This window comes from Streptomyces sp. 150FB, from assembly GCF_000818195.1.
GTDB lineage: Bacteria > Actinomycetota > Actinomycetes > Streptomycetales > Streptomycetaceae > Streptomyces.
Genome location: NZ_JTHL01000001.1, coordinates 1,941,754 through 1,968,431, shown reverse-complemented (window position 1 = coordinate 1,968,431; position 26,678 = coordinate 1,941,754). Strand labels below are relative to the sequence as shown.

General features: G+C 69.3%; 20 protein-coding genes and 1 pseudogene. 12 read left to right on the top strand and 9 right to left on the bottom strand.

What is annotated here, in order from left to right; all coding sequences use genetic code 11:
* Positions 1-16 precede the first annotated feature (16 nt).
* From QR77_RS08125 to QR77_RS08115, 3 genes are all read left to right on the top strand, one after another.
* Positions 17-1,897, top strand: coding sequence for a TerD family protein (locus tag QR77_RS08125; protein ID WP_040020606.1), 1,881 nt, complete (start codon positions 17-19; stop codon positions 1,895-1,897).
* 223 nt (positions 1,898-2,120) lie between these two features.
* Positions 2,121-3,119 carry a TerC/Alx family metal homeostasis membrane protein gene (locus tag QR77_RS08120; RefSeq protein ID WP_040020604.1) on the top strand — a complete coding sequence of 333 codons (999 nt, stop codon included), beginning with the start codon at positions 2,121-2,123 and terminating at the stop codon, positions 3,117-3,119.
* Between the two features lie 147 nt (positions 3,120-3,266).
* On the top strand, positions 3,267-4,244 hold the full coding sequence (locus tag QR77_RS08115) for a cytochrome c oxidase assembly protein (RefSeq protein ID WP_040020603.1): 978 nt from the start codon (positions 3,267-3,269) through the stop codon (positions 4,242-4,244).
* Between the two features lie 37 nt (positions 4,245-4,281).
* Here QR77_RS08115 and QR77_RS08110 read toward each other — a convergent pair whose 3' ends face one another.
* From QR77_RS08110 to QR77_RS08100, 3 genes and pseudogenes are all read right to left on the bottom strand, one after another.
* Positions 4,282-4,938: an MBL fold metallo-hydrolase gene (locus tag QR77_RS08110; RefSeq protein WP_040020602.1), complete on the bottom strand. Its 657-nt coding sequence runs from the start codon at positions 4,936-4,938 to the stop codon at positions 4,282-4,284.
* Between the two features lie 115 nt (positions 4,939-5,053).
* Positions 5,054-5,402, bottom strand: a pseudogene (locus QR77_RS43335) (alpha/beta fold hydrolase); the annotation flags it as partial.
* 68 nt (positions 5,403-5,470) lie between these two features.
* Complete coding sequence (locus QR77_RS08100; RefSeq protein ID WP_040020600.1) at positions 5,471-6,157, bottom strand: maleylpyruvate isomerase family mycothiol-dependent enzyme; 687 nt, start codon at positions 6,155-6,157, stop codon at positions 5,471-5,473.
* Positions 6,158-6,469: 312 nt separating this feature from the next.
* On the opposite strand from QR77_RS08100, the gene uvrA reads away from it, so the two are divergent.
* On the top strand, positions 6,470-9,469 hold the full coding sequence (gene uvrA, locus QR77_RS08095) for an excinuclease ABC subunit UvrA (protein ID WP_040020599.1): 3,000 nt from the start codon (positions 6,470-6,472) through the stop codon (positions 9,467-9,469).
* 164 nt (positions 9,470-9,633) lie between these two features.
* On the opposite strand, the gene QR77_RS08090 is transcribed toward uvrA, so the two are convergent.
* Both QR77_RS08090 and QR77_RS08085 read right to left on the bottom strand, forming a co-directional pair.
* Complete coding sequence (locus tag QR77_RS08090) at positions 9,634-9,840, bottom strand: hypothetical protein (protein ID WP_040020598.1); 207 nt, start codon at positions 9,838-9,840, stop codon at positions 9,634-9,636.
* 152 nt (positions 9,841-9,992) lie between these two features.
* Positions 9,993-11,204: a helix-turn-helix transcriptional regulator gene (locus tag QR77_RS08085; protein WP_040020597.1), complete on the bottom strand. Its 1,212-nt coding sequence runs from the start codon at positions 11,202-11,204 to the stop codon at positions 9,993-9,995.
* 395 nt (positions 11,205-11,599) lie between these two features.
* Here QR77_RS08085 and QR77_RS08080 point away from each other — a divergent pair, with 395 nt between their 5' ends.
* Positions 11,600-13,312 carry an AIPR family protein gene (locus tag QR77_RS08080; protein WP_040020596.1) on the top strand — a complete coding sequence of 571 codons (1,713 nt, stop codon included), beginning with the start codon at positions 11,600-11,602 and terminating at the stop codon, positions 13,310-13,312.
* 649 nt (positions 13,313-13,961) lie between these two features.
* On the opposite strand, the gene QR77_RS08075 is transcribed toward QR77_RS08080, so the two are convergent.
* The 3 genes from QR77_RS08075 to QR77_RS08065 form a co-directional block, all read right to left on the bottom strand.
* Complete coding sequence (locus tag QR77_RS08075) at positions 13,962-14,483, bottom strand: DUF6879 family protein (protein WP_040020594.1); 522 nt, start codon at positions 14,481-14,483, stop codon at positions 13,962-13,964.
* A gap of 266 nt (positions 14,484-14,749) precedes the next feature.
* The gene (locus tag QR77_RS08070) at positions 14,750-15,664 is read right to left on the bottom strand and encodes an SDR family oxidoreductase (RefSeq protein ID WP_040020592.1); all 915 of its coding nucleotides are present in this window, start codon (positions 15,662-15,664) and stop codon (positions 14,750-14,752) included.
* 105 nt (positions 15,665-15,769) lie between these two features.
* A complete protein-coding gene (locus QR77_RS08065) occupies positions 15,770-16,561 on the bottom strand; it encodes an IclR family transcriptional regulator (RefSeq protein ID WP_040020591.1) in 792 nt (263 codons plus the stop codon).
* A gap of 186 nt (positions 16,562-16,747) precedes the next feature.
* Here QR77_RS08065 and QR77_RS08060 point away from each other — a divergent pair, with 186 nt between their 5' ends.
* Positions 16,748-18,079 carry a glucarate dehydratase family protein gene (locus QR77_RS08060; protein ID WP_052488602.1) on the top strand — a complete coding sequence of 444 codons (1,332 nt, stop codon included), beginning with the start codon at positions 16,748-16,750 and terminating at the stop codon, positions 18,077-18,079.
* A gap of 341 nt (positions 18,080-18,420) precedes the next feature.
* On the top strand, positions 18,421-19,674 hold the full coding sequence (locus QR77_RS08055; protein ID WP_078877765.1) for an MFS transporter: 1,254 nt from the start codon (positions 18,421-18,423) through the stop codon (positions 19,672-19,674).
* A gap of 80 nt (positions 19,675-19,754) precedes the next feature.
* Here QR77_RS08055 and QR77_RS08050 read toward each other — a convergent pair whose 3' ends face one another.
* On the bottom strand, positions 19,755-20,681 hold the full coding sequence (locus tag QR77_RS08050) for a carbohydrate kinase (RefSeq protein ID WP_040020588.1): 927 nt from the start codon (positions 20,679-20,681) through the stop codon (positions 19,755-19,757).
* Positions 20,682-20,812: 131 nt separating this feature from the next.
* On the opposite strand from QR77_RS08050, the gene QR77_RS08045 reads away from it, so the two are divergent.
* The 5 genes from QR77_RS08045 to whiA all read left to right on the top strand — a co-directional run bounded on the left by QR77_RS08045 (position 20,813) and on the right by whiA (position 26,616).
* A complete protein-coding gene (locus QR77_RS08045; protein ID WP_052488600.1) occupies positions 20,813-21,286 on the top strand; it encodes a Rieske (2Fe-2S) protein in 474 nt (157 codons plus the stop codon).
* Between the two features lie 108 nt (positions 21,287-21,394).
* Complete coding sequence (uvrC, locus tag QR77_RS08040) at positions 21,395-23,665, top strand: excinuclease ABC subunit UvrC (protein ID WP_040020586.1); 2,271 nt, start codon at positions 21,395-21,397, stop codon at positions 23,663-23,665.
* Entirely contained in the window at positions 23,658-24,605 is a 948-nt protein-coding gene (rapZ, locus tag QR77_RS08035) for an RNase adapter RapZ (RefSeq protein WP_052488599.1), read from the top strand. Before uvrC ends, rapZ begins: the two co-directional genes overlap by 8 nt.
* Positions 24,602-25,636 carry a uridine diphosphate-N-acetylglucosamine-binding protein YvcK gene (gene yvcK / locus QR77_RS08030; protein WP_040020584.1) on the top strand — a complete coding sequence of 345 codons (1,035 nt, stop codon included), beginning with the start codon at positions 24,602-24,604 and terminating at the stop codon, positions 25,634-25,636. The genes rapZ and yvcK overlap by 4 nt, the downstream gene beginning before the upstream one ends.
* Entirely contained in the window at positions 25,627-26,616 is a 990-nt protein-coding gene (gene whiA / locus QR77_RS08025; RefSeq protein WP_040020583.1) for a DNA-binding protein WhiA, read from the top strand. Before yvcK ends, whiA begins: the two co-directional genes overlap by 10 nt.
* Positions 26,617-26,678: the final 62 nt, after the last annotated feature.

The window sequence follows — 26,678 nt, the reverse complement described above, 5'->3', positions numbered from 1 at the left end:
CATGGGGGACAGACCGATGACGGCCGAGCTGGTCCGGGGGCAGAACCACCCCTTGCCCCACACCCGCCTGGAGATCAGGGTGACGGCCGGCGCGCCGGTCCTCGCCTGTGCCACTCTCGCCGACGCCGAGGGGACCGTACGCGGTACGGAGTGGATAGCCCACCCCGGCTCGCCCACGCTCCCGGGTGTCGAGGTGTCCCGGCAGGCAGCCGCCGAACTCCGTTTCCACGTCGACCTGGAGGCGGTGCCCGAGCAGGCGCACCACGTGAACGTCCTGCTCGCCCTCCCCGAGGGCGTCGGAGGACCGGCCCGCTTCGCCGGCACCACGGCGCCGTATGCCGCCGTCACCTCCACCGAAGGTGTCGCGGTCGCCGGCTTCGCGCTCACCGGGCTGGACGCCGAATCGGCCGTCGTCGCCCTGGAGCTGTACCGCAGGCAGGGCGCCTGGAAGGTCAGGGCCGTGGGCCAGGGGTACGCGGGAGGCCTCGCGGAACTGTTGGGCGATCAGGGGCTGGTGGAGGCCCCGGCGTTCGCCACCACCGTCCAGGACGCGGTCGCCCGGCACCTGGCGAGCGCGGTCCAGGCGCCGCTGACGGAAGCACAGACCGGAACACCGGACAGAAGACAGGTGGCCGGAACACAGGTGGCCGGAACACAGGCCGGGGCGCGCGCCGGTGGCGTCGACTACACGCATCCGGCACGCAAGAAGACGGCCTCGGCCCCGCTCGCCGCCGGGGCATCGGAACAACCCGGACAGCAGCCGCGCCCCGTCGCCGGCGACGCGTCCGGCTGGTCCATGGACGAGCGCCTGTACAACCAGGTCTGGGGCATGTTCGAGGACCTGGCACGCGCCACCGCCGCGTACCGCAGCGCCGTCGACTTCGCCGAGTCCCGGCTCGACCAGGAGCTGGACCGGGCCCTCGCCGACCCCCGGCAGCGCATGGGCGGCGCCGCGGAGACCGTACGCGAGGAGGCCCACGCCAAGCACGACCGCCTCGTGGGCCGGGCCCGTGAGGTGTTCGACCGCGATCTGGCCCAGCTCGCCGCCGAGTCCCAGGTGGTCGAGCCCGCGCTGCCACCCGCGTACGCGCGCTGGGACAGCCCGGTCTGGCGCGACTACGAGGTCCCGGACGAGACCCCGATGGCGCTGCGCCTCGGCGAGGTCCACCTGCCCGAGAGCCCGGAACTGCCGATCCCGATGCTGGTACGGCTGCCGCTGGAGCGCGGCCTGTGGGTCGACAGCGGCAGGACCGGTTCCGAGGCCGCCCTGATGATGGACGGGGCGGAGCTGCGCCGGCTGGCGATGGACACGGCGGTCGCGCACGCGGCGCGGCTGCTCGCAGTCCATCCGCCGGGCGGGTTCACTGTCCAGGTGATCGACCCCGCCGGATCCGCGACCGCCGCCCTGGCGCCGCTCGTCGAGACGGGCGTGCTGGGCGGACCGCCGGCGGCCGGCGCCGAGGGCGTGAGCGCGGTCCTCGGCAAGCTCACCCAGCGGGTCGACCTCGTGCAGATGGCGCTCAGGGGCGGCACTCCCGAATCACTTCCGCCGGATCTCGACCTCGGCGAGCAGTTGCTGATCATCAACGACTTCCCGCACGGCTTCGACGACCGCGGGGTGACCCAGCTCCGCTACCTCGCCGACGAGGGGCCTTCGGCCGGTGTGCACCTGCTGATGGTCGCGGACCGCGAGGACGCCCGGGCGTACGGTCCGGTGCTCGACCCGCTCTGGCGTTCCCTGCTGCCTCTCACGCCCGTACCGAGCGAGCACCTGGCCGATCCCTGGGTCGGCCACTCCTGGACGTACACGCCTCCGGCACTCCCGGCGGACGGCGGTCCGATGCTGCGCCATGTCTTGGAGGGGGTGGCCGGAGCCCTCCGCGAAGGGCGCCGCTGACCTGCGGACTTGGGGTCACCTTACCCATTGCTTTACCTTTCCTTGGTAATTACTGTAGTCTTCTCAGCAGCGGAGGGGAGTACTCCCACATCGCGACGTACCCGTCAATACGGACCGCCATCGGCCCCGGGGCGTCGGCCCGGCCGGCAGCGGAACCGCCCGGGTGGAAGAGACCTCCGGCAGCGACGTCGCTGATACGTAGTCGTACGAAGCCGGAGGCACTGTGGACGTTTCATTGACCCTGTGGGCGCTGACCATTCTCGGTCTGTCCGCCCTGATCGCTGTCGACTTCCTCATCGGGCGCAAGCCCCATGACGTGTCGATCAAGGAAGCCGGGATCTGGACGGGCGTCTGGATCTGCCTCGCCGCGCTGTTCGGCCTGGGCCTGCTGCTCTTCGGCGACAGCGGAGCGTCCGGCGAGTTCTTCGCCGGCTTCATCACCGAGAAATCGCTCAGCGTCGACAACCTCTTCGTCTTCGTGCTGATCATGGCGAAGTTCGCGGTCCCCTCACACCTCCAGCAGCGGGTGCTGCTCATCGGTGTGCTGATCGCGCTGGTCCTGCGTGCGATCTTCATCGCCGCCGGAGCCGCGATCATCGCGAGCTTCTCGTGGGTCTTCTTCATCTTCGGCGCGTTCCTGATCTACACCGCCTGGAAGCTCATCCAGGAGGCGCGCTCCGACGACGAGGACGAGGAGTTCGAGGAGAACCGGCTGCTCAAGACCATCGAGCGCCGCTTCGGCGTGTCCGACAGGTACGAGGGCACGAAGCTCTTCATCCGGCGGAACGGCAAGCGGGTGCTGACCCCGCTGATGGTGGTCATGCTCGCCATCGGCACCACCGACGTGCTGTTCGCGCTGGACTCGATCCCGGCGATCTTCGGCCTGACCCAGGACCCGTACATCGTCTTCACCGCCAACGCCTTCGCCCTGATGGGGCTGCGGCAGCTCTACTTCCTCATCGGCGGCCTGCTCAGAAGGCTGGTCCACCTCAGTTACGGACTGTCGGTCATCCTGGGCTTCATCGGGGTGAAGCTGGTGCTGCACGCGCTGCACGAGACGGGCGTGCACGTTCCCGAGATCTCCATCCCGGTCTCGCTGGCCGTCATCTGTGGCGTCCTGATCATCACCACGATCACCAGCCTGATCGCCTCGAAGAAGCAGGCGGAGCGCGACGCTGCGGCCAAGGCCGAGTCCGACGACAGAACCAACATAGGGGCCTGACGGTCCCGGACCGGTCATCGAGCCGGTCCTCAAGCAGGCCCCCGCGAAGGTCCGGAGGCCGCCCCCGAGTCCAGCCGTCCGCCGCCCCCGGTCTACCGTGGGCGGCGGAACCGGACGGTCCAGGACAGATCGGGAAGCAGGTGCGGAGTGCTGCCGGAGCTCACTCTTTCCCGGGGGTTCTCCACCTGGGAGGCGGACCCGGTGGCGCTCGCCGCCATCGCCCTCCTCGGCGGGCTGTACGCGGCGGGGGTCGTCCGCCGCAGACGCGCCGGGCTCGGCTGGCCCGTCGCACGCATCGCCGCCTTCGCCGTACTCGGCCTCGGGGTGCTCGCTGTCGCCACGATGTCGTCGCTCGCCGTCTACGACCGGGTGCTGTTCTGGCCCGCCGCCGTGCAGAACATCCTGCTCGACCTGCTCGCCCCGCTCGGGCTGGCCCTCGGAGACCCGCTCGGGCTCGCCGCCCCGGACGGGCCGCTGCACCGGGCGATGACCTCACGGCCCGTACGCGTACTGACGTTCCCGCTGGTCAGTTCGCTCATGGTGCTCGTCTCCGAACTGACCATCTACTTCACGCCGTACTTCGCGACCTCGCTGGGGAATTACCCGGTCCGTCAGTTGATGCACGCTCAACTGCTGCTCACCGGAAGCCTGTTCGTCCTGCCCATGCTCACCAGGCAAGAGATGCTGCCCCGTTGGTGCAACCACCCCATCCGGGCGGCCCTGGTCTTCTTCGACGGCCTCTTCGACTCGGTGCCCGGCATCGTCGTCATGACCAGCGGCACGCTGGTGGCGGGACACTGGTACGCCGCGCATCCGCGGACCTGGGGGCCGAGCGTCCAGGAGGACCAGATGCTCGGCGGCGGGCTGATGCTGACGCTCGCCGAGCTGGTCGCGATGCCGTTCCTGATCGCCGTGTTCATCGAGTGGTGGCGCGCCGACCGCGACAGGACAGCGGCCCTCGACGCACGTCTCGACGAAGAACTGACCCCGGCCCCCGCGCCTGCGGCCGCACCCGCCGCCCCGGCGGGCGCCCCGGGTCCCGCCGTACCCGCTCCCGGTCTGGTGCGCCCCTGGTGGGAGACGGACGAGGGCGAAGTGGGCCAGCGTATGCGTCACACCCGCTGACGGCCGGCCCGCTGACCGCAGGCCCGCTGTCCGCCTGCTACCAGCCGCGCTCGCGCCACTCCGACAGGTGCGGGCGCTCGTCGCCGAGCGTGGTGTCGCTGCCGTGGCCCGGGTAGACCCAGGTCTCGTCGGACAGCCGGCCGAAGAGCTTGGTCTCCACCCCGTCGAGCAGGCTCGCGAACGCCACCGGGTCCTGATGCGTATTGCCGACACCACCGGGGAAGAGGCAGTCGCCGGTGAAGACATGCGCGTGGCCGTGCGGGTCGTTGTAGACCAGCGCGATCGAGCCCGGTGTGTGTCCGACCAGGTGTACGGCGGTCAGCTCGACCTCGCCGACCCTGATCGTGTCGCCGTCCTCGACCAGGACGTCGGTCGCCACGGGGATGCCTTCGGCGTCGTACCGGCCCGCGTACGTACGGGCGCCGGTGGCCGCCACCGTCTCGGCCAGCGCCTGCCAGTGGTCGCCGTGCTGGTGCGTCGTGACGACGGACGCGATGCCGTCGTCACCGATGAGGCTCAGCAGCGTCGCCGGCTCGGCAGCCGCGTCGATCAGCAACTGCTCACCGGTGGCCCGGCAGCGCAGCAGGTAGGCGTTGTTGTTCATCGCGCCCACCGCGACCTTCGAGATCATCAGGGCGGGCAACTCGTGCACGTCCGCCGGTCCGCCGACCTTCACCGCTCCGCTGTACGTCATGTGGCCCAGCCTAGTTGGTCGTTCACACCGCCGAGCCGATGAAGTCCCCGAGGACGGCGTGCGGCGCGTCCGGCCGGCCCCGGTCCTCGCCGGGCTGTCCGGCGCCGCTGAACCGCCCGGGGTGCGCGGCGGCGGCGAGCATGGCCGTATGCCCGCCCGTCGACTGTCCGGCCACGACCGGCCGTGGCAAGCCCGAGCCGGTCGAGTACGGCGATCACGTCGGCGACATACGCGGCCCGCGAGACGTCCCCGGTGTGCCGCTCGCTCCCGCCGTGGCCGCGCTGGTCGACAGCGACGACCCGGTGGTACGGCTGGAGCCGCCGGGCCGCCTCGTCCTACTCGCCCGCGTGCCCGGCCAGGCCGTGCGGCAGGATCACGGTCCTGCCAGGGCCGCCCCCGTCACGGCAGACCAGCCGCACTCCGTCGCGTACGACGGTACGAGGCACCCAGGCGGCGCGTGACATCCGTACCGTCCTTCCCGTCCTTCAGAGCGGCGGCCAGAGCGGCGGCCAGGGCGTGGCCGACCCGGCGCCTAGAGCGGCGGCAGTGCGGGCAGCGGGCCGCCCTCGCATTTCAGCGCCGCCCCGTCCCTGCGGCCGGAGAGCCAGCCCATCAGGTCCGGCGCGGGGCCGCTGACGGGCAGCGGCCCGTCCTGCGTACCGCCCGTGTTCCAGGTGCGGCCGCCGGGCGCGGTCAGCGCGAGGGCTGGGAGATCAGGGTTCCCGGCGAAGCGCTCGGCGAGGAACTCGATCTCGCGTGTGACGAATTCCTCGGACAGGTCTTCCAGGTCCCGGCCGATCCCGAGGTCGACATGGTGCAGCTCGATCTCGCCCCAGCGGCGGAACGGCAGCCGGGCTGCCACATCCGTGACCCCGTTGCGGAGGGTGACCGTACGGGCCCAGTCGGCGGGCGCCTCGGCCACCCGATGGAAGCGCGCGTCGGTGTCGCGTACGTCACCGAGCTGGACATCGAGCCTCCTGGCCGCGTCCCGCTCGATCTCCGCGTCCCTGGTATCGGCGTCCGGGTACATCGGCCGACCCTCCAGAGCATTGACCAGAGCGTCCGCGTTACGCGCGACATGGGCCAGCACATGTCCACGAGTCCACCCCGGCAGCCGTGACGGAGCGGCCACGGCCGCGTTGTCCAGTGCGGCGGCTGCGCTGAGGAGCCGCTCGGTCGCTTCACGTACAGAGGCCAGGTCGCGCACATGATCGATCATGTCTCGACGATAGCGCCACCACTCGATCGGGTGAAGGCGACGAAGGGCGGCGTTAAATCGAATGCGCGTGCTATAAGCTCGGAAGAGGCATCCTGGTATGGAGGCAATCCGAAGCCGGGCCGGCCGAGCCTGGCAAAAAGGCTCCGAGCAACCCACAGAGCAAGCACGAAGCGACACACTGGACAACCCCCTGAACAGTCCAACGTAACTCATCGTCCGTAACTCATTTGCCCGTAATTCCATCGCTCTGGCGACCCCCACAGTCCGAAGGGGGCTCCGCCCCTGCATCCCTCCAGAAAGGTGCGGACCGGCGTGGCCGACCGTCTCATCGTCCGTGGCGCGCGTGAGCACAATCTCAAAAACGTCTCGCTCGACCTCCCCCGTGACTCACTCATCGTCTTCACCGGGCTCTCCGGGTCGGGCAAGTCCTCCCTCGCGTTCGACACGATCTTCGCGGAGGGGCAGCGCAGGTACGTGGAGTCGCTCTCCTCGTACGCCCGGCAGTTCCTCGGCCAGATGGACAAGCCGGACGTCGACTTCATCGAGGGCCTCTCCCCGGCCGTCTCCATCGACCAGAAGTCGACCTCGCGCAACCCGCGCTCCACGGTCGGCACCATCACCGAGGTCTACGACTACCTCCGGCTGCTCTTCGCCCGGATCGGCAAGCCGCACTGCCCCGAGTGCGGCCGGCCGATCGCCCGGCAGTCGCCGCAGGCCATCGTGGACAAGGTCCTCGACCTGCCCGAGGGCAGCCGCTTCCAGGTGCTGTCGCCGCTCGTGCGCGAGCGCAAGGGTGAGTTCGTCGATCTCTTCTCCGACCTCCAGACCAAGGGCTACAGCCGGGCCAGGGTCGACGGGCAGACGATCCAGCTCACCGAGCCGCCCACGCTCAAGAAGCAGGAGAAGCACACCATCGAGGTGGTCGTCGACCGCCTCACGGTGAAGGACAGCGCCAAGCGCCGGCTGACCGACTCGGTCGAGACCGCGCTCGGCCTCTCCGGCGGCATGGTCGTGCTCGACTTCGTCGACCTCGCCGAGGACGACCCCGAGCGCGAGCGGATGTACTCCGAGCACCTGTACTGCCCGTACGACGACCTCTCCTTCGAGGAGCTGGAGCCGCGCTCCTTCTCGTTCAACTCGCCCTTCGGCGCCTGCCCCGACTGCACCGGCATCGGTACGCGCATGGAGGTCGACCCGGACCTGATCGTCCCGGACGAGGACAAGTCGCTCGACGAGGGCGCGATCCACCCGTGGTCGCACGGCCACACCAAGGAGTACTTCGGCCGGATGATCGGCGGCCTCGCCCAGGCCCTCGGCTTCCGTACGGACATCCCGTGGGCCGGGCTGCCGCAGCGCGCCAAGAAGGCGCTGCTGTACGGCCACAAGACCCAGGTCGAGGTCCGCTACCGGAACAGGTACGGGCGCGAGCGCGCCTACACCACCCCCGTCTTCGAAGGGGCCGTCTCCTACGTCAAGCGGCGGCACTCGGAGGCGGAGAGCGACAGCAGCAGGGAGCGCTTCGAGGGGTACATGCGCGAGGTGCCCTGCCCGACCTGTGAGGGCACCCGCCTCAAGCCGCTCGTTCTCGCCGTGACCGTGATGGACAAGTCCATCGCCGAGGTCTCCGCGCTGTCGATCAGCGACTGCGCCGAGTTCCTCGCACGGCTCACGCTGAACGCGCGCGACCGGAAGATCGCCGAGCGGGTGCTCAAGGAGGTCAACGAACGGCTGAAGTTCCTGGTCGACGTGGGCCTGGACTACCTCTCGCTGAACCGCGCGGCGGGCACGCTCTCCGGCGGCGAGGCGCAGCGCATCCGGCTCGCCACCCAGATCGGCTCCGGCTTGGTCGGCGTGCTGTACGTACTGGACGAGCCGTCGATCGGGCTGCACCAGCGGGACAACCACCGGCTGATCGAGACCCTCGTACGGCTCCGCGACATGGGTAACACCCTGATCGTGGTGGAGCACGACGAGGACACCATCAAGGTGGCCGACTGGGTGGTCGACATCGGCCCCGGCGCAGGTGAGCACGGCGGGCATGTCGTGCACTCGGGTTCGCTGAAGGGGCTCCTGGCCAACAAGGAGTCGCTGACCGGCCAGTACCTCTCGGGGAAGAAGTCCATCCCGACCCCGGAGATCCGCAGGCCCGTCTCGGGCGACCGGCAGCTCACCGTGCACGGTGCCCGGGAGAACAACCTCCAGGACATCGACGTGTCGTTCCCGCTCGGCGTGTTCACCGCGGTGACCGGTGTCTCGGGTTCGGGCAAGTCGACGCTGGTCAACGACATCCTCTACACGCACCTGGCCCGCGAGCTGAACGGCGCGAAGTCGGTGCCCGGGCGGCACACCCGTGTCGACGGTGACGACCTGGTCGACAAGGTCGTCCACGTCGACCAGTCGCCCATCGGCCGTACGCCCCGGTCCAACCCGGCGACGTACACCGGCGTCTTCGACCATGTCCGCAAGCTCTTCGCCGAGACGATGGAGGCCAAGGTCCGGGGCTACCTGCCCGGACGCTTCTCCTTCAACGTCAAGGGCGGGCGCTGCGAGAACTGCTCGGGCGACGGCACCATCAAGATCGAGATGAACTTCCTGCCGGACGTGTACGTCCCGTGCGAGGTCTGCCACGGAGCGCGCTACAACCGGGAGACCCTGGAGGTCCACTACAAGGGCAAGTCCATCGCCGAGGTGCTGGACATGCCGATCGAGGAGGGGCTGGACTTCTTCGAGGCCGTCCCGACGATCGCCCGTCACCTCAAGACGCTCAACGAGGTGGGCCTCGGCTACGTCAGGCTCGGCCAGCCGGCGCCGACCCTCTCGGGCGGCGAGGCGCAGCGGGTGAAGCTGTCGAGCGAGCTGCAGAAGCGCTCCACGGGCCGTACGGTCTACGTCCTGGACGAGCCCACCACGGGTCTGCACTTCGAGGACATCAGCAAGCTGATCACCGTACTGTCCGGGCTGGTCGAGAAGGGCAACACCGTCATCGTCATCGAGCACAACCTCGATGTCATCAAGACGGCGGACTGGGTGATCGACATGGGTCCCGAGGGGGGCAACGGCGGCGGTCTGGTCATCGCCGAGGGCACCCCCGAGCAGGTGGCGGGCGAGCCGGGCAGCCACACCGGCAAGTTCCTGCGCGAGATCCTGGACTCGGAACGGATCAGCGACGCGGCGGCCCCGGCGAGGAAGAAGGCCCCGGCCCGCAAGGCCCCGGCGAAGACGGTCGCAGCCAAGACTGTCGCCGCCAGGACGGCACAGTCGAAGAAGGCCCCGGCGAAGAAGACTGCTGCCAAGAAGACGGCGGCGAAGTAGGCCGAAGGCGCGCCCGTCCCCGTCCATTCCCCGGTCCGGCAGGGTCCGGGGGATGGGCGGGGGACGGCCGTAGCGGGCGCGGTGATCAGCCGTGCTCCTCGCAGTACGCACCGGTGACGTCCTCCAGCGGGAAGCCGCGCGCATAGGGCCCTTCACGCAGACGGTCATGACGCACCGCCCGCTCTGGGGCAGCCCGGGCAGGAGCGGGGGAACCACGACACCCGGGCCCCGTGCACGGTCACCCGCTGCTGCCCGAGGTCGGTGACCTCCGAGCGGGTCAGGTCTGCGCCGCAGAAGCAGCGGTCGGCGCCGCGTAACTGGCGCTCGGACAACGTGTCGGGCGGCGGCAGTTCGCGGGCGATGACGGTCATGGTGGGCTCCCAGGGGCTGCGATGGGAGCGGCGCCGGCCGTCTCTGGTGGGGGTTGACCGGCACCGCGTCATGCGGAGCACGCTATGGAGTCGCGTGATCACAGACCAGTGACAGGCTGTCCTATGTTCTGGATCAGGTAGGGCGCTATGTCCTACCCCACCAGCCCGAGCCGGTCGGCCAGGCCGAGGACGGCGTCCTTGCGGGACGCACGCCCTCGCAACTCCTCAACCAACCGGCGAGATGTCGAGTGGTAGCGCATCCACTCCGGCGCATCCTTCTCGGCCAGCAGGAGCGCGCCCTCTGCCGCCCGGTCCTTCCCCAGATCGTTGTACGCGAGAGCGCGGTCGACATGGAAGCGCGCCCTCCAGGTGGGCGGCAGCCCACCAATGCCCGGAATGTCGCGGGCAGATCGCAGGGCCTCGTCGCTTTTCTCCATCTCCACCAGGAAGTTCACCTTGGCGATGCCCGCGTTCGTCGGCCCGAACGGGGTGGCGTAGACGAGGAGATCCCGCCCCATACTCTCCGCAGCTCCCTTGGCCAACCTCAACAGGTCAGTGACCGTGTCGTGTTTCTCCTGCCGCACCGCGGCGGTTGCCGCGCGAAGCAGCAACACGCCCCACAGCGCGAGATCTTCCGGACTGGAGCGGAAGCCCGGCTCGATCTGGTGCGCGCGGGTGACGGCGACATGCTCCGCATCCGCCAGCCGCCCTTGTTTCGTGAACACCCACGACAAGGTCGAAGCGGCCATAGTCTCAAGGTTCGGGTCGTCGCACAGGCGGATCGCGAGGAGCGAGCGCTCCAGGGCCGTGAACGCCGCGTCCTCCTTGCCGAGGGCCGTCAGCGTGGTGGCCGCGACCTGGTACGCGACGGCCAGGACGGAGTTCGCCGCTGCCGCGTCGCTGCCGGTGTAGGCATGTGCCGCCATGCGGGCGTCACGGATGAGCTGAGGGAGGAGGGCTCCGATCTCGCCCATGCGCCCGTCGCGGCGAATGGCCTCGGTCGACAGCAGTGACGCCTGAAGCTCGAGGATGCTCGGCGGGTCGTCAAGGTCCGTGTCCCCGTCCAGCAGATCGGCCACCGGGGAGACGGCCTGCCGCAGCGCGAGCACGGAGGGCGGGACGCCGTCCGATGCGCCGGCCTCGAAGGTCGTCGGCTGCCCGACGAGATAGCTCGGCTCTGTATCGAGCGCTCGCGCCATCGCATTGATGCTGGCCAGGCGCGCCGTCCTGCGCCTGCCTTGCTCAAGTTTGCGGATCAAGTCGACGGACAGGCCGGCAGCCGCGGCCAGCTTCTCCTGCGTCATGTTTCGCCGCGATCGGAGTTCTGCGATGCGGTCGCCAAGGCTTCCTTCGGACGTGTTCACCGATGCCCCCGCCAGAGAGTGAGGCTTCCACGGTACTGGTGGGGTGGGCGCAGGGAGTACGGCAAAGGCGCCCCCTGCCCGACCCGTTGGGGCCGAGCAGGGGGCTGCGGTACTGCGGGCAACCGACGAATGCGCTGAGCAGCGGCAATCCTGGCCCATCCAAGATCTTTTCTCGCGATACCAGAGATCTTTTCCCGCCTCGCTGGTCACCGGTAGTTTGACTCTGGGGTCCGCCCTGGCGTGAGCGTCGCCACGCGGGACAGGTGCGGGCTAGAAGAGAGTTGCACCATTTGCGACCAGATCACGTTCCGCCTCTTCCCAGTCACCCTATGCAATGACTACGGTGACTTCGGCAACTCAGCCATGTTTGTCGGCGCTGGCGAGCAGGAGGCTGCATGAAACGGCTCTGGGTCAGGCACATCAGGGAAGCGCTGCACACGGGCTTCGCGGAACACATCGACATGAGCGACTACGCAAAAGCCAGCGACTCGGTCCGGGAAAAGTCCTTCCTGAGCCGATCTTTGGCGGCTCTCGCCGTACAGAGGTTCACCGAACTGTCTGCCGCCGAGGCGGCGGCCACGGTGGTGGACGGAACTGGGGACAATGGAATCGACGCCATTGCGATCGATCCTCTGCAGCGAAGAGTGATCCTTGTCCAGTCAAAATGGGATGGTTCCGGGGACGGCAGCCTCGGCTTGGGCGATTCCCGCCATTTCACGGCCGGGTTCAGAGATCTCCTGGACACGAAGTTCGACCGGTTCAACGCGCGTCTCCGTGCCCAAGAGGAGAAAATTACAGAGGCACTTGATGACGTCAACGTCACCTTCATTCTCGTGGTGGCAACCACCGGCCGAACCGATTTGGCTGCCCCCTCATCCGCCGTTTTCAGCGATCTACTCGAAGAGATGAATGAGTCGCAACAAGTCGTATCCATGGAGATCCTGGGGCTGAGTGATTTTCATTCCTTCATATCCGAAGGATTGGGAGGCTCCAGAATCGACTTCAATGCCCAACTGGAGAACTGGGGTACGGTAAGCGAACCATACGAGGCGTACTACGGCGTAGTTACCGCCTCAAGCGTGGCGAACTGGTATGAGCATTTCGGAGACCGTCTTTTCTCCCAGAACATCAGGAAGGCTCTGGGGAACACGAGCGTCAACGAGGCGGTTTCGCAAACGATTATCAAAGACCCCCAACATTTCTGGTACTTCAACAACGGCGTGACAGCGCTCTGCGAGAGCGTGAAGAAGACGGCGCGGGGTGCCGCCAGTCGCACTTTCGGTGATTTCTCGCTCACGGGTGTGAGTATCGTTAACGGTGCCCAGACGGTGGCGAGTATCCACCAGGCAGCACATAGGGGCGAAGCTGGTCTGGACGAGGCCAGGGTGTGGGTGCGCTTTATCAGCCTTGAAGGCTGCCCTGAAGGTTTTGCGACAGCGGTGACCAGGGCGACCAACACGCAGAATACTGTGGAGACCCGAGATTTCGTCTCGCTGGATCCCGAGCAGGGTCGCTTGTGTACAGAACTGGTTCTCTCTCTTAAAAAGACTTACTCGATCAAGCGTGGGGAGCCTGTTCCAAGCCCCGAGCACGGCTGCACGGTGGTGGACGCCACAGTGGCTCTGGCGTGTGCGAATAGGGAGCCCAGTTTGGCGGTCATGGCGAAGAGCAGGATGGGAAGCCTTTGGGAGTCCACAGAGAAACCCCCGTACCGGACACTCTTCAATCCGACTGTAGGGCCCTATCGGATATGGCGTTGCGTCGAGGTCATGCGGGAAGTCGACGCAACGTTGACACGTTTGAGAGGTCAGCTAGATGGGCGCCCGCGTTCCATCTGTCTGCAGGGGAACCGACTGGTTCTTCATCTGGTCTTCCGGGAACTCGATCTACAGCGGATTGAGGATCCCGAGTATGATTGGCCATCGGAAATGAAACGTGTTCCTGAACTGACTGAACAGAGCTTGACGGCCCTCACGAAGAGCATCGATGACACCTATTCGACCAACTATCTGACTAGTCTCTTCAAGAATATTACAAAGTGTCGGGACCTGGTCCAAAAGGTTCGTTCTGGAAAGGACGGGATCGATAGAGGTGTCGATGGGTCCTAATTCGAATCGAGCGGTCCGCACCCGGCGTCCAGAGGAGTTCCAAAAGAGCGGCTCGTCACTCCGTCATTCCAGCGCGATCTCGCCACCCGGTAGCTATCCGTCCCAGTAACCGTCCATCAGGTCGATCAGATGCCGGAGCTCCACCGCAACCGACTGAGATCTCAACTCGCTCGTCGTCCACCAGCGCGCACTCTGGCTCACAGCTCACAGCCCTCGGCGCAGAGGCGCGCCACTCGCGGACAGCCGCCCGCACGAGTCTTCCAGCTCGTTCACGCCAACCGCCGCAAGATCAAGAACTGGCACGTTCGCCCTAGGCGGTGAGAGACCGCGTCGCCGCACCCATCACCGACGCGAGACAAAACAGCTCAGCATCTGGACTCCGACCGGCCACCTCGTACCAGCCGAAGCAAGCCAGCCAGCGCCGTCCACGACTGCAGAAGAACCGAACAACTGCGAAGGCCCCGTAGCGCGCGCCAAGCAAGTCTGGGCTCGCGACCCGAGTTCCGTCCACATCGAACCAGACCGCGAACCTGCGAGAAGCAGACCTCTACCAGTAGTTTCGTCACTGGTAGAGGCCCGTTTCGTCGGTTTTTTACCGCAGGCAACGTAGTAACTCGAGTAGGTCCGGGCGCACGCGGGTGGATACCTCTTAGGTGAGGTGGTAGTCGGCGTGCGAAACGGCACGCTGCCACACAGCCTCGAACGCGGACGCACACAGCCCCACGGCTGCGGGACCGGTGCTCACATCCTCGTCGTCCGGCGCTAGTTCGCCGTTCCCCGCGAAGTGCAGGAAGACCACCAGTTCGCCGTCGAACAGCCAGAAGTCGTTTCCCGGCAGCGCGAGATCAGAGGCGTGCCGACGAGGCAGCCAGCGCACGTCCTCCCCTGCGGCGACGTTCGGCGCGGTGACATGGTGCTCGAACCGGATGTAGTCACTGACCGGTTCGGACACGATGCGGGCCCGGCGGACGGCGACACCGCGACTGGTCGTCTCGGAGATCAGCGCGAGCCACGGCCGCAGACGCGGGTCGATGTCTGCCGGGTCGTCGCGGGCGCCGTTCTGCCAGGCGACGAACCGAGGGTCGGAACGCATGTAACCGTCCCGCATCTCCAGGTGGAAGGCGGATCGTCCGCAGGCGCGGAGGCGGTCAGCGAGTGTCGGGGTCGTCACCGGTCACCTCGGGGAAGAACGGCATCATGCGCTGCGGGAACTCGATCACGGTTTCATGATCCGGGAGGTGGACGCCTTGTCCGATCGTGCGAGGGAGGCCACGCTCTTCGCCAGGAGTGTGCACGAACTGGCGGCCACCGTAGCGCTGCTGACGGCCCGGCAAAAGACCGCATGCCCGGACGCACGACAGCGCCCCCCGCCCGACCCGTTGGGGCCGAGCAAGGGTCGCGCGCCGGTCGCGCGGGTGGGCGGCGGCCGTTTGGCGTTCAGCGGTAGGTGCTCGCGTCGGCGGGGGCTCCGCGGTCCTGGACCTCCACCAGGTAGCGCCAGGCGTCCGGGCGGCTTCCGTCCAGGTCTGTGAAGCCGTAGATCTGGGCGAGGCCGCCGCTGGACAGTGACTGGCCGTTCCAGCGGCTCACCTCGGGGTCGGCCGCGAGGGCGGCGACCGCCCGGCCGACGTAGAACGGGGTCTCGGAGATGCAGAAGTGCGGTGAGTCCTTCAGCGCGTCGCGCCATGACTCCTCGGTCACGCCGAAGTGGTCGAGCATGATCTCCGAGCGCATCCAGCCGGGCGTCAGCGCGACCGCTGTGGCGCCCCTGGGGCCCAGTTCGTGGCCCAGGGCGAACGCCATGCGGAGCACCGCTGTCTTCGCGAGGTCGTAGAAGAACGAGACGCGGTAGGTGTCCCTGTTGTACTCGGCGGTGCCGTCGGTCATCTCGATCACCAGTCCGCCCTCGTTCCGCAGCAGGAGGGGGAGTGCGTGGTGGCTGGTGATCGCGTGGGTCTCCACCGCCAGCCGGAGCAGCCGCAGCCCGTCGTCAAGGTCGTGCTCCCACAGCGGGGTGTCCCACGCGAAGAGGTTCTCGCCGCCCCAGATGTCGTTGACCAGGACGTCCAGCCGGCCCTGCTCGTCGGCGATGCGCTCCACCAGCGCGCTGACCTGGGAGGGGACCAGATGGTCGGTGGGGACCGGGATCCCGAGGCCGCCTGCCGCCGTCACCAGGTCGGCGGTGTCCTCGATGGTCTCGGCACGGTTGTACTCCGAGCGCCGCTCCCGGGTGCTGCGGCCCGTTACGTAGACGGTGGCGCCGGCGGCGCCGAGTTCGGCCGCGATACCCCGGCCGGCCCCGCGCGTCGCTCCCGCGACCAGAGCGACTTTGCCGTCAAGCGTTGCTGACATGGGTGGTGTGTCCTTCCGTGCGATGAGGACACGATGGTCGCGCGGTAACCCGACACCCACTGTCTTCTTTTGTCCGGCCCGCGCGGCGCGCCGGCGCCGGCGGGGTCAGCGCCACTGCGGCGCCGAGCCCGTTCCCCGGGGTGCGACCGCCTCGATCCTGTCCCTGATCTCCCGCATCCCGGCGACGATCCGCCGCTCGTGCTCCTCCGTGAGGCGAACGGTCGGCACCGAGCAACTGATCGCGTCCGCCGCCGGGGTGTCGTAGCGCAGCGCGAAGCCGAAGCCCGTGATGCCGGCGACGCCCTCCTCGCGGTCGATCGCGTACCCCCGCTCGCGCACCCGGGCCAGGTCCTCGGCGAGGGACGCGCGGTCGGTGTGGGTGTTGGGGGTCAGCCGTTCCAGCGGGCCTTCCGGAAGCGGCAGCGCGTCCGGGGCGCGCTCGGCGAGCAGCGCCTTTCCCAGGGCGCCGACATGGGCCGGCAGCCGGCGGCCCACGCGGCTGAGGGCCCGCAGGTATTCGTGCGACTCCCGGGTGGCGAGGTAGACGACGTCGCCGCCGTCGAGCCGGGCGAGGTGGATGGTCTCGCCGAGCGCGTCGGACGCCTCGTCGAGGAACGGGCGGACGGCGCGCACGTGCGGGTCGGTGTCCAGATAGCTGGTGCCGGTGAGCAGCGCCCTGATGCCGATCCCGTAGAGCGACCCGGTGACGTCCGTACGCACCCAGCCGCGGTCGATCAGCGTCTGGAGCAGGGCGTACATGCTGCTGCGGGGCACCCCGAGATCCTCGGCCAGCTCCCGCAGCCGTACGGGTCGGTCGCCCCGCGCCGCCAGGACTTCCAGCAACTCAACGGTGCGGGCCGCCGACTTCACTTCGCGTACCCCGCCGGTATCGGACATGGCTCAGATCGTAATCGGCGGCTGCGCGGCTGCTTCCGGGCCGGCTGCTTCCTGGCCGGTCGCTTCCTGGCCGGTCCCTCCGGGGCCTGGGCTTTTCCGCGTCCCCGGGTATTGACGCCCCTCTGTCCACATCCCTAATCTGCATCTTCATACGTAGATACCATCTACATAGGGAGATGACGGCTGGTGGTCCTCACGGCCGAAGCGACACCCACGACGGCCCCTGGCCCCGGCGGCCTCACCATCACCGACGTGCGCCTCACACCGATCCTGGTGGCCGATCCGCCGCTGCTCAACACGCAGGGCGTGCATCAGCCGTACACCCCCCGCCTGATCGTGGAAGTCGTCACCGAGGGCGGGGTGACAGGGGTGGGCGAGACCTACGGCGACACCAAGTACCTGGAGCTGGCACGGCCGTTCGCCGAGCGGCTCGTCGGGCACAGCGTCGCCGACCTGAACGGACTCCTCACGCTCGCCGGCCAACTCGACGTGGACGCCGCCCGGGTGGAGAACTCCGTGGACGTCGGCGGGCTGCGCGGCGTACAGACCGCCGACAAGCTACGGCTGTCCGTCGTGTCCGGCTTCGAGGTCGCCTGCCTCGACGCGCTCGGCAAAACCCTGGATGTGCCGGTGCACGCGCTGCTCGGCGGCAAGGTGCGCGACCGCGTCGAGTTCAGCGCGTACCTCTTCTACCGCTGGGCCGAACACCCGGACGGCGCGGGCGAGTCCGACGACTGGGGCGCCGCCCTCGACCCGGCGGGAGTCGTCGCACAGGCCGAACGGTTCACCCGCGACTACGGCTTCACCTCGTTCAAGCTGAAGGGCGGGGTGTACGAGCCGGCAGAGGAGATCGCCGCCGTACGCGCCCTCGCCGAACGCTTCCCCGGGCAGCCGGTCCGTCTCGACCCCAACGGCGCCTGGTCCGTGCCGACCTCGCTGAAGGTCGCCGAAGCCCTGAGCGACGTACTGGAGTATCTGGAGGACCCCACCAGCGGCACCGCGAACATGGCGGAGGTGGCCGGGCGCACCGACCTGATGCTGGCCACCAACATGTGCGTCACCACCTTCGCCGAGATCCGCGAGGCGTTCCTGCACGGCGCCGTCCAGGTGGTGCTGAGCGACCACCACTACTGGGGCGGGCTGCGCAGGACGCGGGAACTCGCCGCCGTCTGCCGGACGTTCGGCGTCGGCCTGTCCATGCACTCCAACACGCATCTCGGTATCAGCCTGGCCGCGATGACCCATGTCGCATCCACCGTGCCGAACCTCGACTACGCCTGCGACAGCCACTACCCGTGGCAGACCGAGGACGTCATCACCGCCCGCCTCACCTTCACCGACGGCTGCCTGGATGTGCCGGAGGGACCCGGCCTCGGCGTCGAGCTCGACCGCGAGCGGCTCGCCGTCCTCCACCGGCGATGGCTGGACGACGACGGGACGATGCGCGAACGCGACGACGCGGCGGCGATGAGGGTCGCCGACCCCGGCTGGGTCACCCCCGCCGTACCGCGCTGGTGACCGCGCCCGGCGGCAGGGACCAGGGCGACGGTCCCGGCCGCCGGGCGAGGGCCTGGGCGAGGGCCCGGGCGGGCGCCGCGCGGGCGCCGGGGAACGCCGCCGCGCCCGATGCCCGTACGCACACCCCAGCACCCACCCCTGCCGGACCGTGACCTCGAACTGTGACCTCGATACGAGAACCCCCCCTGGCGAGCAGCCACCTCCGTGCGAGCGGCGGCGGTTCAGCCGCGACAAAGGAGCCGCACGTGACCGCACACCCCGTTCACGCCGCGCCGCAGGAGCCGGCGGTCCGTACCGCCGTCCACAAGATCTTCCGGCGAGTCGTGCCGCTGTTCTTCGTGATGTTCATCGTCAACTACATCGACCGCGTCAACATCGGTTTCGCGCAGGACCAGTTGAGTACCGACATCGGCCTCTCCGCCAGCGCCTTCGGCTTCGGCGCCGGGCTCTTCTTCATCGCGTACGCCATCTTCGAAGTGCCCAGCAACGTGCTCCTGGAGCGGTTCGGCGCCAAGATCTGGCTCACCCGGATCATGATCACGTGGGGTCTGGTCGCCGCGGCGATGGCCTTCGTCACCAGCGCCGAGATGTTCTACGTCCTGCGCTTCCTGCTGGGCGTCGCCGAGGCGGGCTTCTTCCCCGCGGTCATCTACTACTTCACCCGCTGGCTCCCCGACGCCGACCGGGGCCGCGCCACCGCCATCTTCCTGATGGGATCGGGCACCGCTTCCGTCATCGCCGGGCCGCTGTCGGGAGCGCTGCTGGAGATGCACGGGTTCGCCGGACACAGCGGCTGGCAGTGGATGTTCTTCATCGAGGGCGCCGCCTCCGTCGTGCTGGGCTTCATCGCCTTCCGCCTCCTCGACAACCGTGTCGAGGACGCCAAGTGGCTCACCGACGAGGAAAAAGCCGCCCTGAACAGGGCCGTCGAGGCCGAACAGACCGTCAGGGCCGCCAGCCGGGACACCGGACGCGTCTCACGCTGGAAACTGCTCGCCGACCCGCAGATGCTGCTCTTCTGCTGGCTCTACTTCGCGATCTCGCTGGCGCTGTACGCGGTGACCTTCTGGCTGCCGAGCATCGTGGACGACATCGGCGGACTCTCGGACTTCGAGGTCGGGCTGCTGGTCGCCGTGCCCTGGCTGTGCGCGATCGCCGCCGTGTACGTGTCGGGCCGCGCCTCCGACCGTACGGGCAAACGCCGCCCGTTCCTGATCGCCGCACTGATCACCGGATCGGTCGGCACCTTCCTGGCGACGGTCGTCTCGCCCTGGGCGGGCCTCGGCGCCCTGTGCATCGCGGCGATGGGCTTCAAGACGGCGTCCCCCATCTTCTGGACGATCCCGCAGAGCTATCTGGACGCCAGGGTCGCGGCCCCGGCCATCGCCCTGATCAACTCCGTCGGCAACCTCGGCGGGTTCGTCTCTCCCACGGTCTTCGGCATCCTCCAGGACACGACAGGCAGCACCAAGGGCGGCCTGATCGGTCTGTCGGTGGTCGGTGTCATCGCGGCGGTGACGGTCGCGCTGGTACGCGGCGGCGGACGCAACGAACAGCGCGGCGCGGCCACGCTCCCGGAGCCGGTCGAGACCTGATCCGGCGGGACGGACCGGACCGGACGGTCACTCCGCGAGACGGGACGGTACGGACGGGACAGGCGGTACGGGCGGTACGGTCAGAGCGCCCCGGCCAGCTCCGCCGCGTACGGAGGCTCGGCCCCCGTACGGGAACACGTCACCGCTGCCGCCAGCGCGGCGAAGCCGAGCACCTCGCGCCAGGCGCCCGCGTCCAGCGCCCCCAGCGCCTCGGGCGACAGGGCGTCGCGTACGGCGAGCGAGTGCAGCAGCGCCGCGTTCACGGTGTCGCCGGCGCCGATCGTGTCGACCACCTCCACCGGCGCCGGCGGTACGGAGACCTCCGTACCGCCGGCCGTCCACACCCCGAGCCCCGCACCGCCCCTGGTCAGCACCACGGCGGCGGGCCCGGACCCGGCCAGCTCGGCGGGGGAGCGGCCCAGCCAGTCGGCGTCCTCCCGGGAGAGCTTCAGCAGCGTCACGTACGGCAGCCAGCCCGCGAAGCGCTCGCGGTAGGCGGCCGCGTCGGGGATCAGGCCCGGTCTGATGTTCGGGTCGAGCAGGGTGAAGACGCCCCGGTTCGCCTCCCTGCGCAGCAGTTGCTCGTACGCGCTCGCGCCCGGCTCCAGCACCAGGGAGCAGGTCCCGAGGGCGAGCGCGCGGGTGGCGGGGGGAAGGGCGGGCGGCAGGGTGAAGAGCCGGTCGGCCGTGCCCTGTGCGTAGAAACCGAAACCGGCGGAGCCGTCGGCGCCGAGTGTGACCACGGCGAGCGTCGTCGGCTCGGGGCCGCGCTGGACGAGCGAGGTGTCGACGCCCGCAGCCCCGAGGCCGGTCAGCAGCGCCTCACCGAAGGCGTCCGTGGAGATCCGGGAGCAGAAGCCCGTACGCGCGCCGAGCCGGCCGAGGGCCACAGCGGTGTTGTACGGGCCCCCGCCGAGCCGTGGCAGCAGCGGGTCCAGCGGCCCTGGCGCACCCGCGACGCCACCCGGCACCAGATCGATCAAGGACTCTCCGGCTACGACGATCACGCAGCAGAACGTAACGCATCGCCACCCACAGTCCCGGGCCGGAGGCAGCGGCAGCCCGCGCGGAGAAGGCCGGAACGGCCCCGGTATCGTCGCATGTGTTCCAGCCACCCCCTCCGATCAGTGGAGACGCCATGTCCGGCCTGCCCGCCCCCCGCCGCTCCGTGCTGAAGGGTGCCGCTCTCATAGGCGTGGCAGGGCTGGGAGTGACGGCCTGCTCCACCGAGTCGAAGCTCGGCCACGCGCAGACCCCGACCCCGACGGCGCCGGAACCACTCGGCTCCGCCGACCAGATCCCGGTCGGCGGCGCGAAGCTCTTCCGCGAGCAGCGGGTGGTCGTCTACTGCCCGTCGAAGGGCCAGTACAAGGCGTTCAGCGCGCAGTGCACCCACGCCGGGTGCCTGCTGGAGAAGCTCGAAGGCACCGTCGGCGACTGCCCCTGCCACGGCAGCCGCTTCGACGTCACGACCGGCAATCCGGTGCACGGCCCCGCGACCGTACCGCTGCTCGCGGTGCCCGTCAGGTACGACGGGACCAACCTCGTCGCCGGACCTGAGGCCTCGGGGTCGTCGGAGTCACCGCAGTCACCGGCCGCGCCCACTGGGTGACCCCGCCGGGGGCCCGCCGCGCCACCCGCCGACGGAAGCACCGATTCCACCTGGCACCGCCCGCCGCCGGGCGTCACACTGTCGGCGCCCGCAAGTAGGGTGGAGTCCATGGCCGACCCCTCCAGCTACCGCCCCAAGCCGGGACAGATCCCCGACTCGCCGGGGGTCTACAAGTTCCGCGACGAACACCGCCGGGTGATCTACGTCGGGAAGGCGAAGAGCCTGCGCCCGAGGCTCTCCAGCTACTTCCAGGACATCACGGGTCTGCACCCGCGTACCCGCACCATGGTCACCACAGCGGCCTCCGTCGAGTGGACCGTAGTCTCCACCGAGGTCGAGGCGCTCCAGCTCGAATACTCCTGGATCAAGGAGTTCGATCCCCGCTTCAACGTCAAGTACCGCGACGACAAGAGCTATCCGTACCTCGCGGTCACGCTCAACGAGGAATTCCCGCGCGTCCAGGTGATGCGCGGCGCCAAGAAGAAGGGCGTGCGCTACTTCGGCCCGTACGGACACGCCTGGGCGATCCGCGAGACCGTCGACCTGATGCTCCGTGTGTTCCCGGTACGGACCTGCTCCGCAGGGGTGTTCAAGAACGCGGCCCGCACCGGCCGTCCCTGCCTGCTCGGTTACATCGGCAAGTGCTCGGCGCCCTGCGTCGGCCGCGTGACCCCCGAGGAGCACCGCGAACTGGCCGAGGAATTCTGCGACTTCATGGTCGGCCGCACCGGCACCTACATCCGCCGTCTTGAGAAGGAGATGACGGCCGCCGCGGAGGACATGGAGTACGAGAGGGCAGGCCGGCTGCGGGACGACATAGGGGCCCTGCGCCGGGCGATGGAGAAGAGCGCCGTGGTGCTCGCCGACGCCACCGACGCCGACCTGATCGCCGTCGCCGAGGACGAGCTGGAAGCGGCCGTACAGATCTTCCACGTCCGGGGCGGCCGGGTGCGCGGCCAGCGCGGCTGGGTCACCGACAAGGTCGAGGCCGTCGAGACCTCCGGGCTCGTCGAGCACGCGTTGCAGCACCTGTACGGGGAGGAGAGCGGCGAGGCGGTCCCCAAGGAGGTCCTGGTCCCCGCCCTGCCCGAGGACACGGAGGCCGTCAGCCAGTGGCTGAGCGAGCGCCGGGGCTCCCAGGTGTCCCTGCGGATTCCGCAGCGCGGCGACAAGAAGGACCTGATGACGACGGTCGGGCGCAACGCGCGTCAGGCCCTGGTCCTGCACAAGACCAAGCGCGCCAGCGATCTGACCACCCGCTCCCGGGCGCTGGAGGAGATCGCCGAGGCGCTCGGTCTCGACACGGCGCCGCTGCGTATCGAGTGCTTCGACATCTCGCACCTCCAGGGCGACGACGTCGTGGCGTCCATGGTCGTCTTCGAGGACGGCCTCGCCCGCAAGAGCGAGTACCGCCGCTTCCAGATCAAGGGCTTCGAGGGCCAGGACGACGTCCGCTCGATGCACGAGGTGATCGGCCGCCGCTTCAAGCGCTACCTCGCCGAGAAGGCGAGGACGGGGGAGTGGCCGGAGGGCGAGGACGCGCGGAACGGCGGCGCGGCACTCGCCGAGGGGAACGGAGAGCCCCCGGCGGACGAGGTGGCCGAGGCGGACGGGAACGGGCAGCTCCAGCCCGAGCAGAACGGCGGCCTCCCGACCGAGCAGAGCGAGCAGCTCCAGCCCGAGCAGAACGACCAGCCCGCAGCCGACCGGCCCGCAGCCGAAAGCGGCCGGCCCCCGGCCGAGAGCAACGGCCAGCCCCCGGCTGAAAGCAACGGCCGGCCCCCGGCCGACCCCGACCCCAACACCACCCTCCCCGCCGAGCCGGACAGCGAGCCCCTCACCGAGGACGACGGCCGCCCCAAGCGCTTCGCGTACCCGCCGCAGCTCGTCGTCGTCGACGGCGGCCAGCCCCAGGTCGCGGCGGCCAAGCGCGCCATGGACGAGCTGGGCATCGACGACGTGGCGGTCTGCGGCCTCGCCAAGCGCCTCGAAGAGGTCTGGCTGCCCGACGACACCGACCCGATCGTCCTGCCGCGCTCCAGCGAAGGCCTCTACCTCCTCCAGCGGGTACGCGACGAGGCGCACCGCTTCGCCATCACCTATCAGCGCGCCAAGCGGGCCAAACGCATCAGGACCAGTCCGCTCGACGACGTACCCGGCCTCGGGGAGTCACGCAAACAGGCGCTCATCAAGCATTTCGGCTCGGTGAAGCGGCTGCGGCAGGCGACAATCGACCAGATCTGTGAGGTTCCCGGCTTCGGCCGCAAGACGGCCGAGTCCGTGGTCGTGGCCCTCGCCGAAGCGGCCCCGGCCGCACCCGCCGTGAACACGGCAACAGGAGAGATCATGGACGACGACGAGGGCAGTACCGATGACTGAGCGCGAGCGGGACGGAGCGGAGCAGGTGGACACGGGCACCACGAAGGAGGCCAAGGAGGCCGCCGAGGCGGCCGAAGCGGCCATCCCCGAGCTGGTGATCATCTCGGGGATGTCCGGCGCCGGCCGCAGCACGGCCGCCAAGTGCCTGGAGGACCTCGGCTGGTTCGTGGTGGACAACCTGCCGCCCGCGCTGATCCCCACCATGGTGGAGCTGGGCGCCCGCTCGCAGGGCAATGTGGCGCGGATCGCCGTCGTCGTCGACGTGCGCGGCCGCCGCTTCTTCGACAACCTCCGCGAGTCCCTCGCGGACCTCGACGCCAAGGGCGTCACCCGGCGGATCGTCTTCCTGGAGTCCTCCGACGACACGCTGGTCCGCCGCTTCGAATCCGTACGCCGCCCGCACCCGCTCCAGGGCGACGGCCGGATCGTCGACGGCATCGCCGCCGAGCGCGAGCTGCTGCGCGAGCTGCGCGGCGACGCCGACCTGGTCATCGACACCTCCAGCCTCAACGTGCACGAGCTGCGCGCCAAGCTCGACGCGTCGTTCGCCGGTGACGAGAAGCCCGAGCTGCGGGCCACCGTCATGTCGTTCGGCTACAAGTACGGCCTGCCGGTCGACGCCGACCTCGTGGTGGACTGCCGTTTCCTGCCCAACCCGCACTGGGTCCCCGAGCTGCGCCCCTACACCGGGCTCAACCCTGAGGTGTCGGCGTACGTCTTCAACCAGCCGGGTGCCAAGGAGTTCCTCGACCGCTACACCGAGCTGCTCCAGCTCATCGCCACCGGATACCGGCGCGAGGGCAAGCGCTATGTGACGGTGGCTGTCGGCTGTACGGGTGGTAAGCACCGGTCCGTCGCGATGTCGGAGAAGCTCGCCGCGCGCCTGGCCACCGAAGGCATAGAGACCGTTGTCGTCCACCGGGACATGGGGCGCGAGTGACCGGACGTACGTTCCGAATGCGGCGGCTGCGCAGAGGCGCCCCCGAACTCTCCGCGCGCGGCCGCAGCGCGCAGCCCAAGGTCGTCGCGCTCGGCGGGGGCATGGGCCTGTCGGCGTCCCTCGCCGCGCTCCGGCGGATCACCGGAGACCTCACGGCCGTGGTCACCGTCGCCGACGACGGCGGCTCCAGCGGCCGGCTCCGCGAGGAGCTGGGCGTCCTGCCGCCGGGCGATTTGCGCAAGGCGCTGGCGGCGCTGTGCGGTGACGACGACTGGGGCCAGACCTGGGCCCGGGTCATCCAGCACCGCTTCCAGTCCCAGGGTGACCTGCACGAACACGCCGTCGGCAATCTGCTGATCGTCGCGCTGTGGGAGCAGCTCGGGGACCATGTGCAGGCCCTCGACCTGGTCGGCAAGCTGCTCGGCGCGCACGGCAGGGTGCTGCCGATGTCGGCCGTACCGCTGGAGTTGCAGGCGCTCGTACGCGGCCATGACCCGGAGCGTCCCGACGAGGTGGAGACCGTACGCGGGCAGGCCACCGTGGCGCTCACCCGGGGCGAGGTGCAGTCCGTCCATCTCGTGCCGAACGACCCGCCGGCCGTCCCCGAGGCCGTCGCCGCCGTCCTCGACGCCGACTGGGTGGTGCTCGGTCCGGGCTCCTGGTTCTCCTCCGTGATCCCCCATCTGCTGGTGCCCGAACTGCTCGACGCGCTGGTCGAGACGAAGGCCCGCCGGGTCCTTTCGTTGAACCTCGCACCACAACCTGGCGAAACCTCAGGCTTCTCACCGCAGCGTCATTTGGAGGTTTTGGGGCGACACGCCCCTAAACTCGCCTTGGACGTGGTGCTGGCCGACGAAGCCGCTGTGCCTGACCGTGAGTCACTTGTCGATGCCGCGATACGGTTCGGCGCCGCGGTCGAGCTGGCGTCGGTGGCCGCTCCCGATGGTTCCCCGATCCATGATCCGGAGCTGTTGGCAGCCGCGTACGACCGTATTTTTCGGATGCATGGAAGGATCGGCCCATGGCGATGACGCCAGCGGTGAAGGACGAGATCGCCCGCCTCCCCGTCACCCGGACGTGCTGCAGGAAGGCCGAGGTCTCGGCGATTCTCCGGTTCGCGGGCGGGCTGCACCTGGTGAGCGGCCGCATCGTGATCGAGGCGGAGTTGGACACCAGCATCGCCGCCCGCCGGCTGCGCAAGGACATCCTGGAGATCTTCGGGCACAACTCGGAGCTGGTGGTGATGGCCCCCGGCGGGCTGCGGCGCGGCAGTCGCTACGTCGTTCGGGTGATCACGGGCGGTGACCAGCTCGCGCGGCAGACCGGCCTGGTCGACGGCCGTGGCCGCCCGATCCGCGGACTGCCCCCGCAGGTCGTCTCCGGCGCGACCTGTGACGCCGAGGCCGCCTGGCGCGGCGCGTTCCTCGCGCACGGCTCGCTGACCGAGCCCGGCAGATCCTCCTCCCTGGAGGTCACCTGCCCGGGCCCCGAGGCCGCGCTCGCCCTGGTGGGCGCCGCCCGCAGGCTCCAGATCGCCGCCAAGGCCCGTGAGGTACGCGGGGTGGACCGCGTGGTCGTACGGGACGGGGACGCGATCGGTGCCCTGCTGACCCGGCTCGGCGCGCACGAGTCGGTGCTGGCGTGGGAGGAGCGGCGGATGCGCCGGGAGGTACGCGCCACAGCGAACCGCCTGGCCAACTTCGACGACGCGAACCTGCGCCGCTCCGCCCGCGCCGCCGTCGCCGCCGGTGCCCGGGTCGGGCGCGCCCTGGAGATCCTCGGCGAGGAGGTGCCCGAGCATCTCGCCGCCGCGGGCCGCCTCCGGATGGAGCACAAGCAGGCTTCGCTCGAAGAGCTGGGCGCGCTCGCCGACCCGCCGCTGACCAAGGACGCGGTCGCCGGCCGGATCCGGCGGCTGCTCGCCATGGCCGACAAGAGGGCGCAGGACCTCGGGATTCCCAGTACGGAGTCCACGCTCAGCGAGGAGATGGCCGACGGGCTCGTCGGCTGAGCGCTCCGTCTCCGCTCGTCCCGCCGCTGCCGGCACCGTGGTTAGGTGTCGGCAGCAGCTAT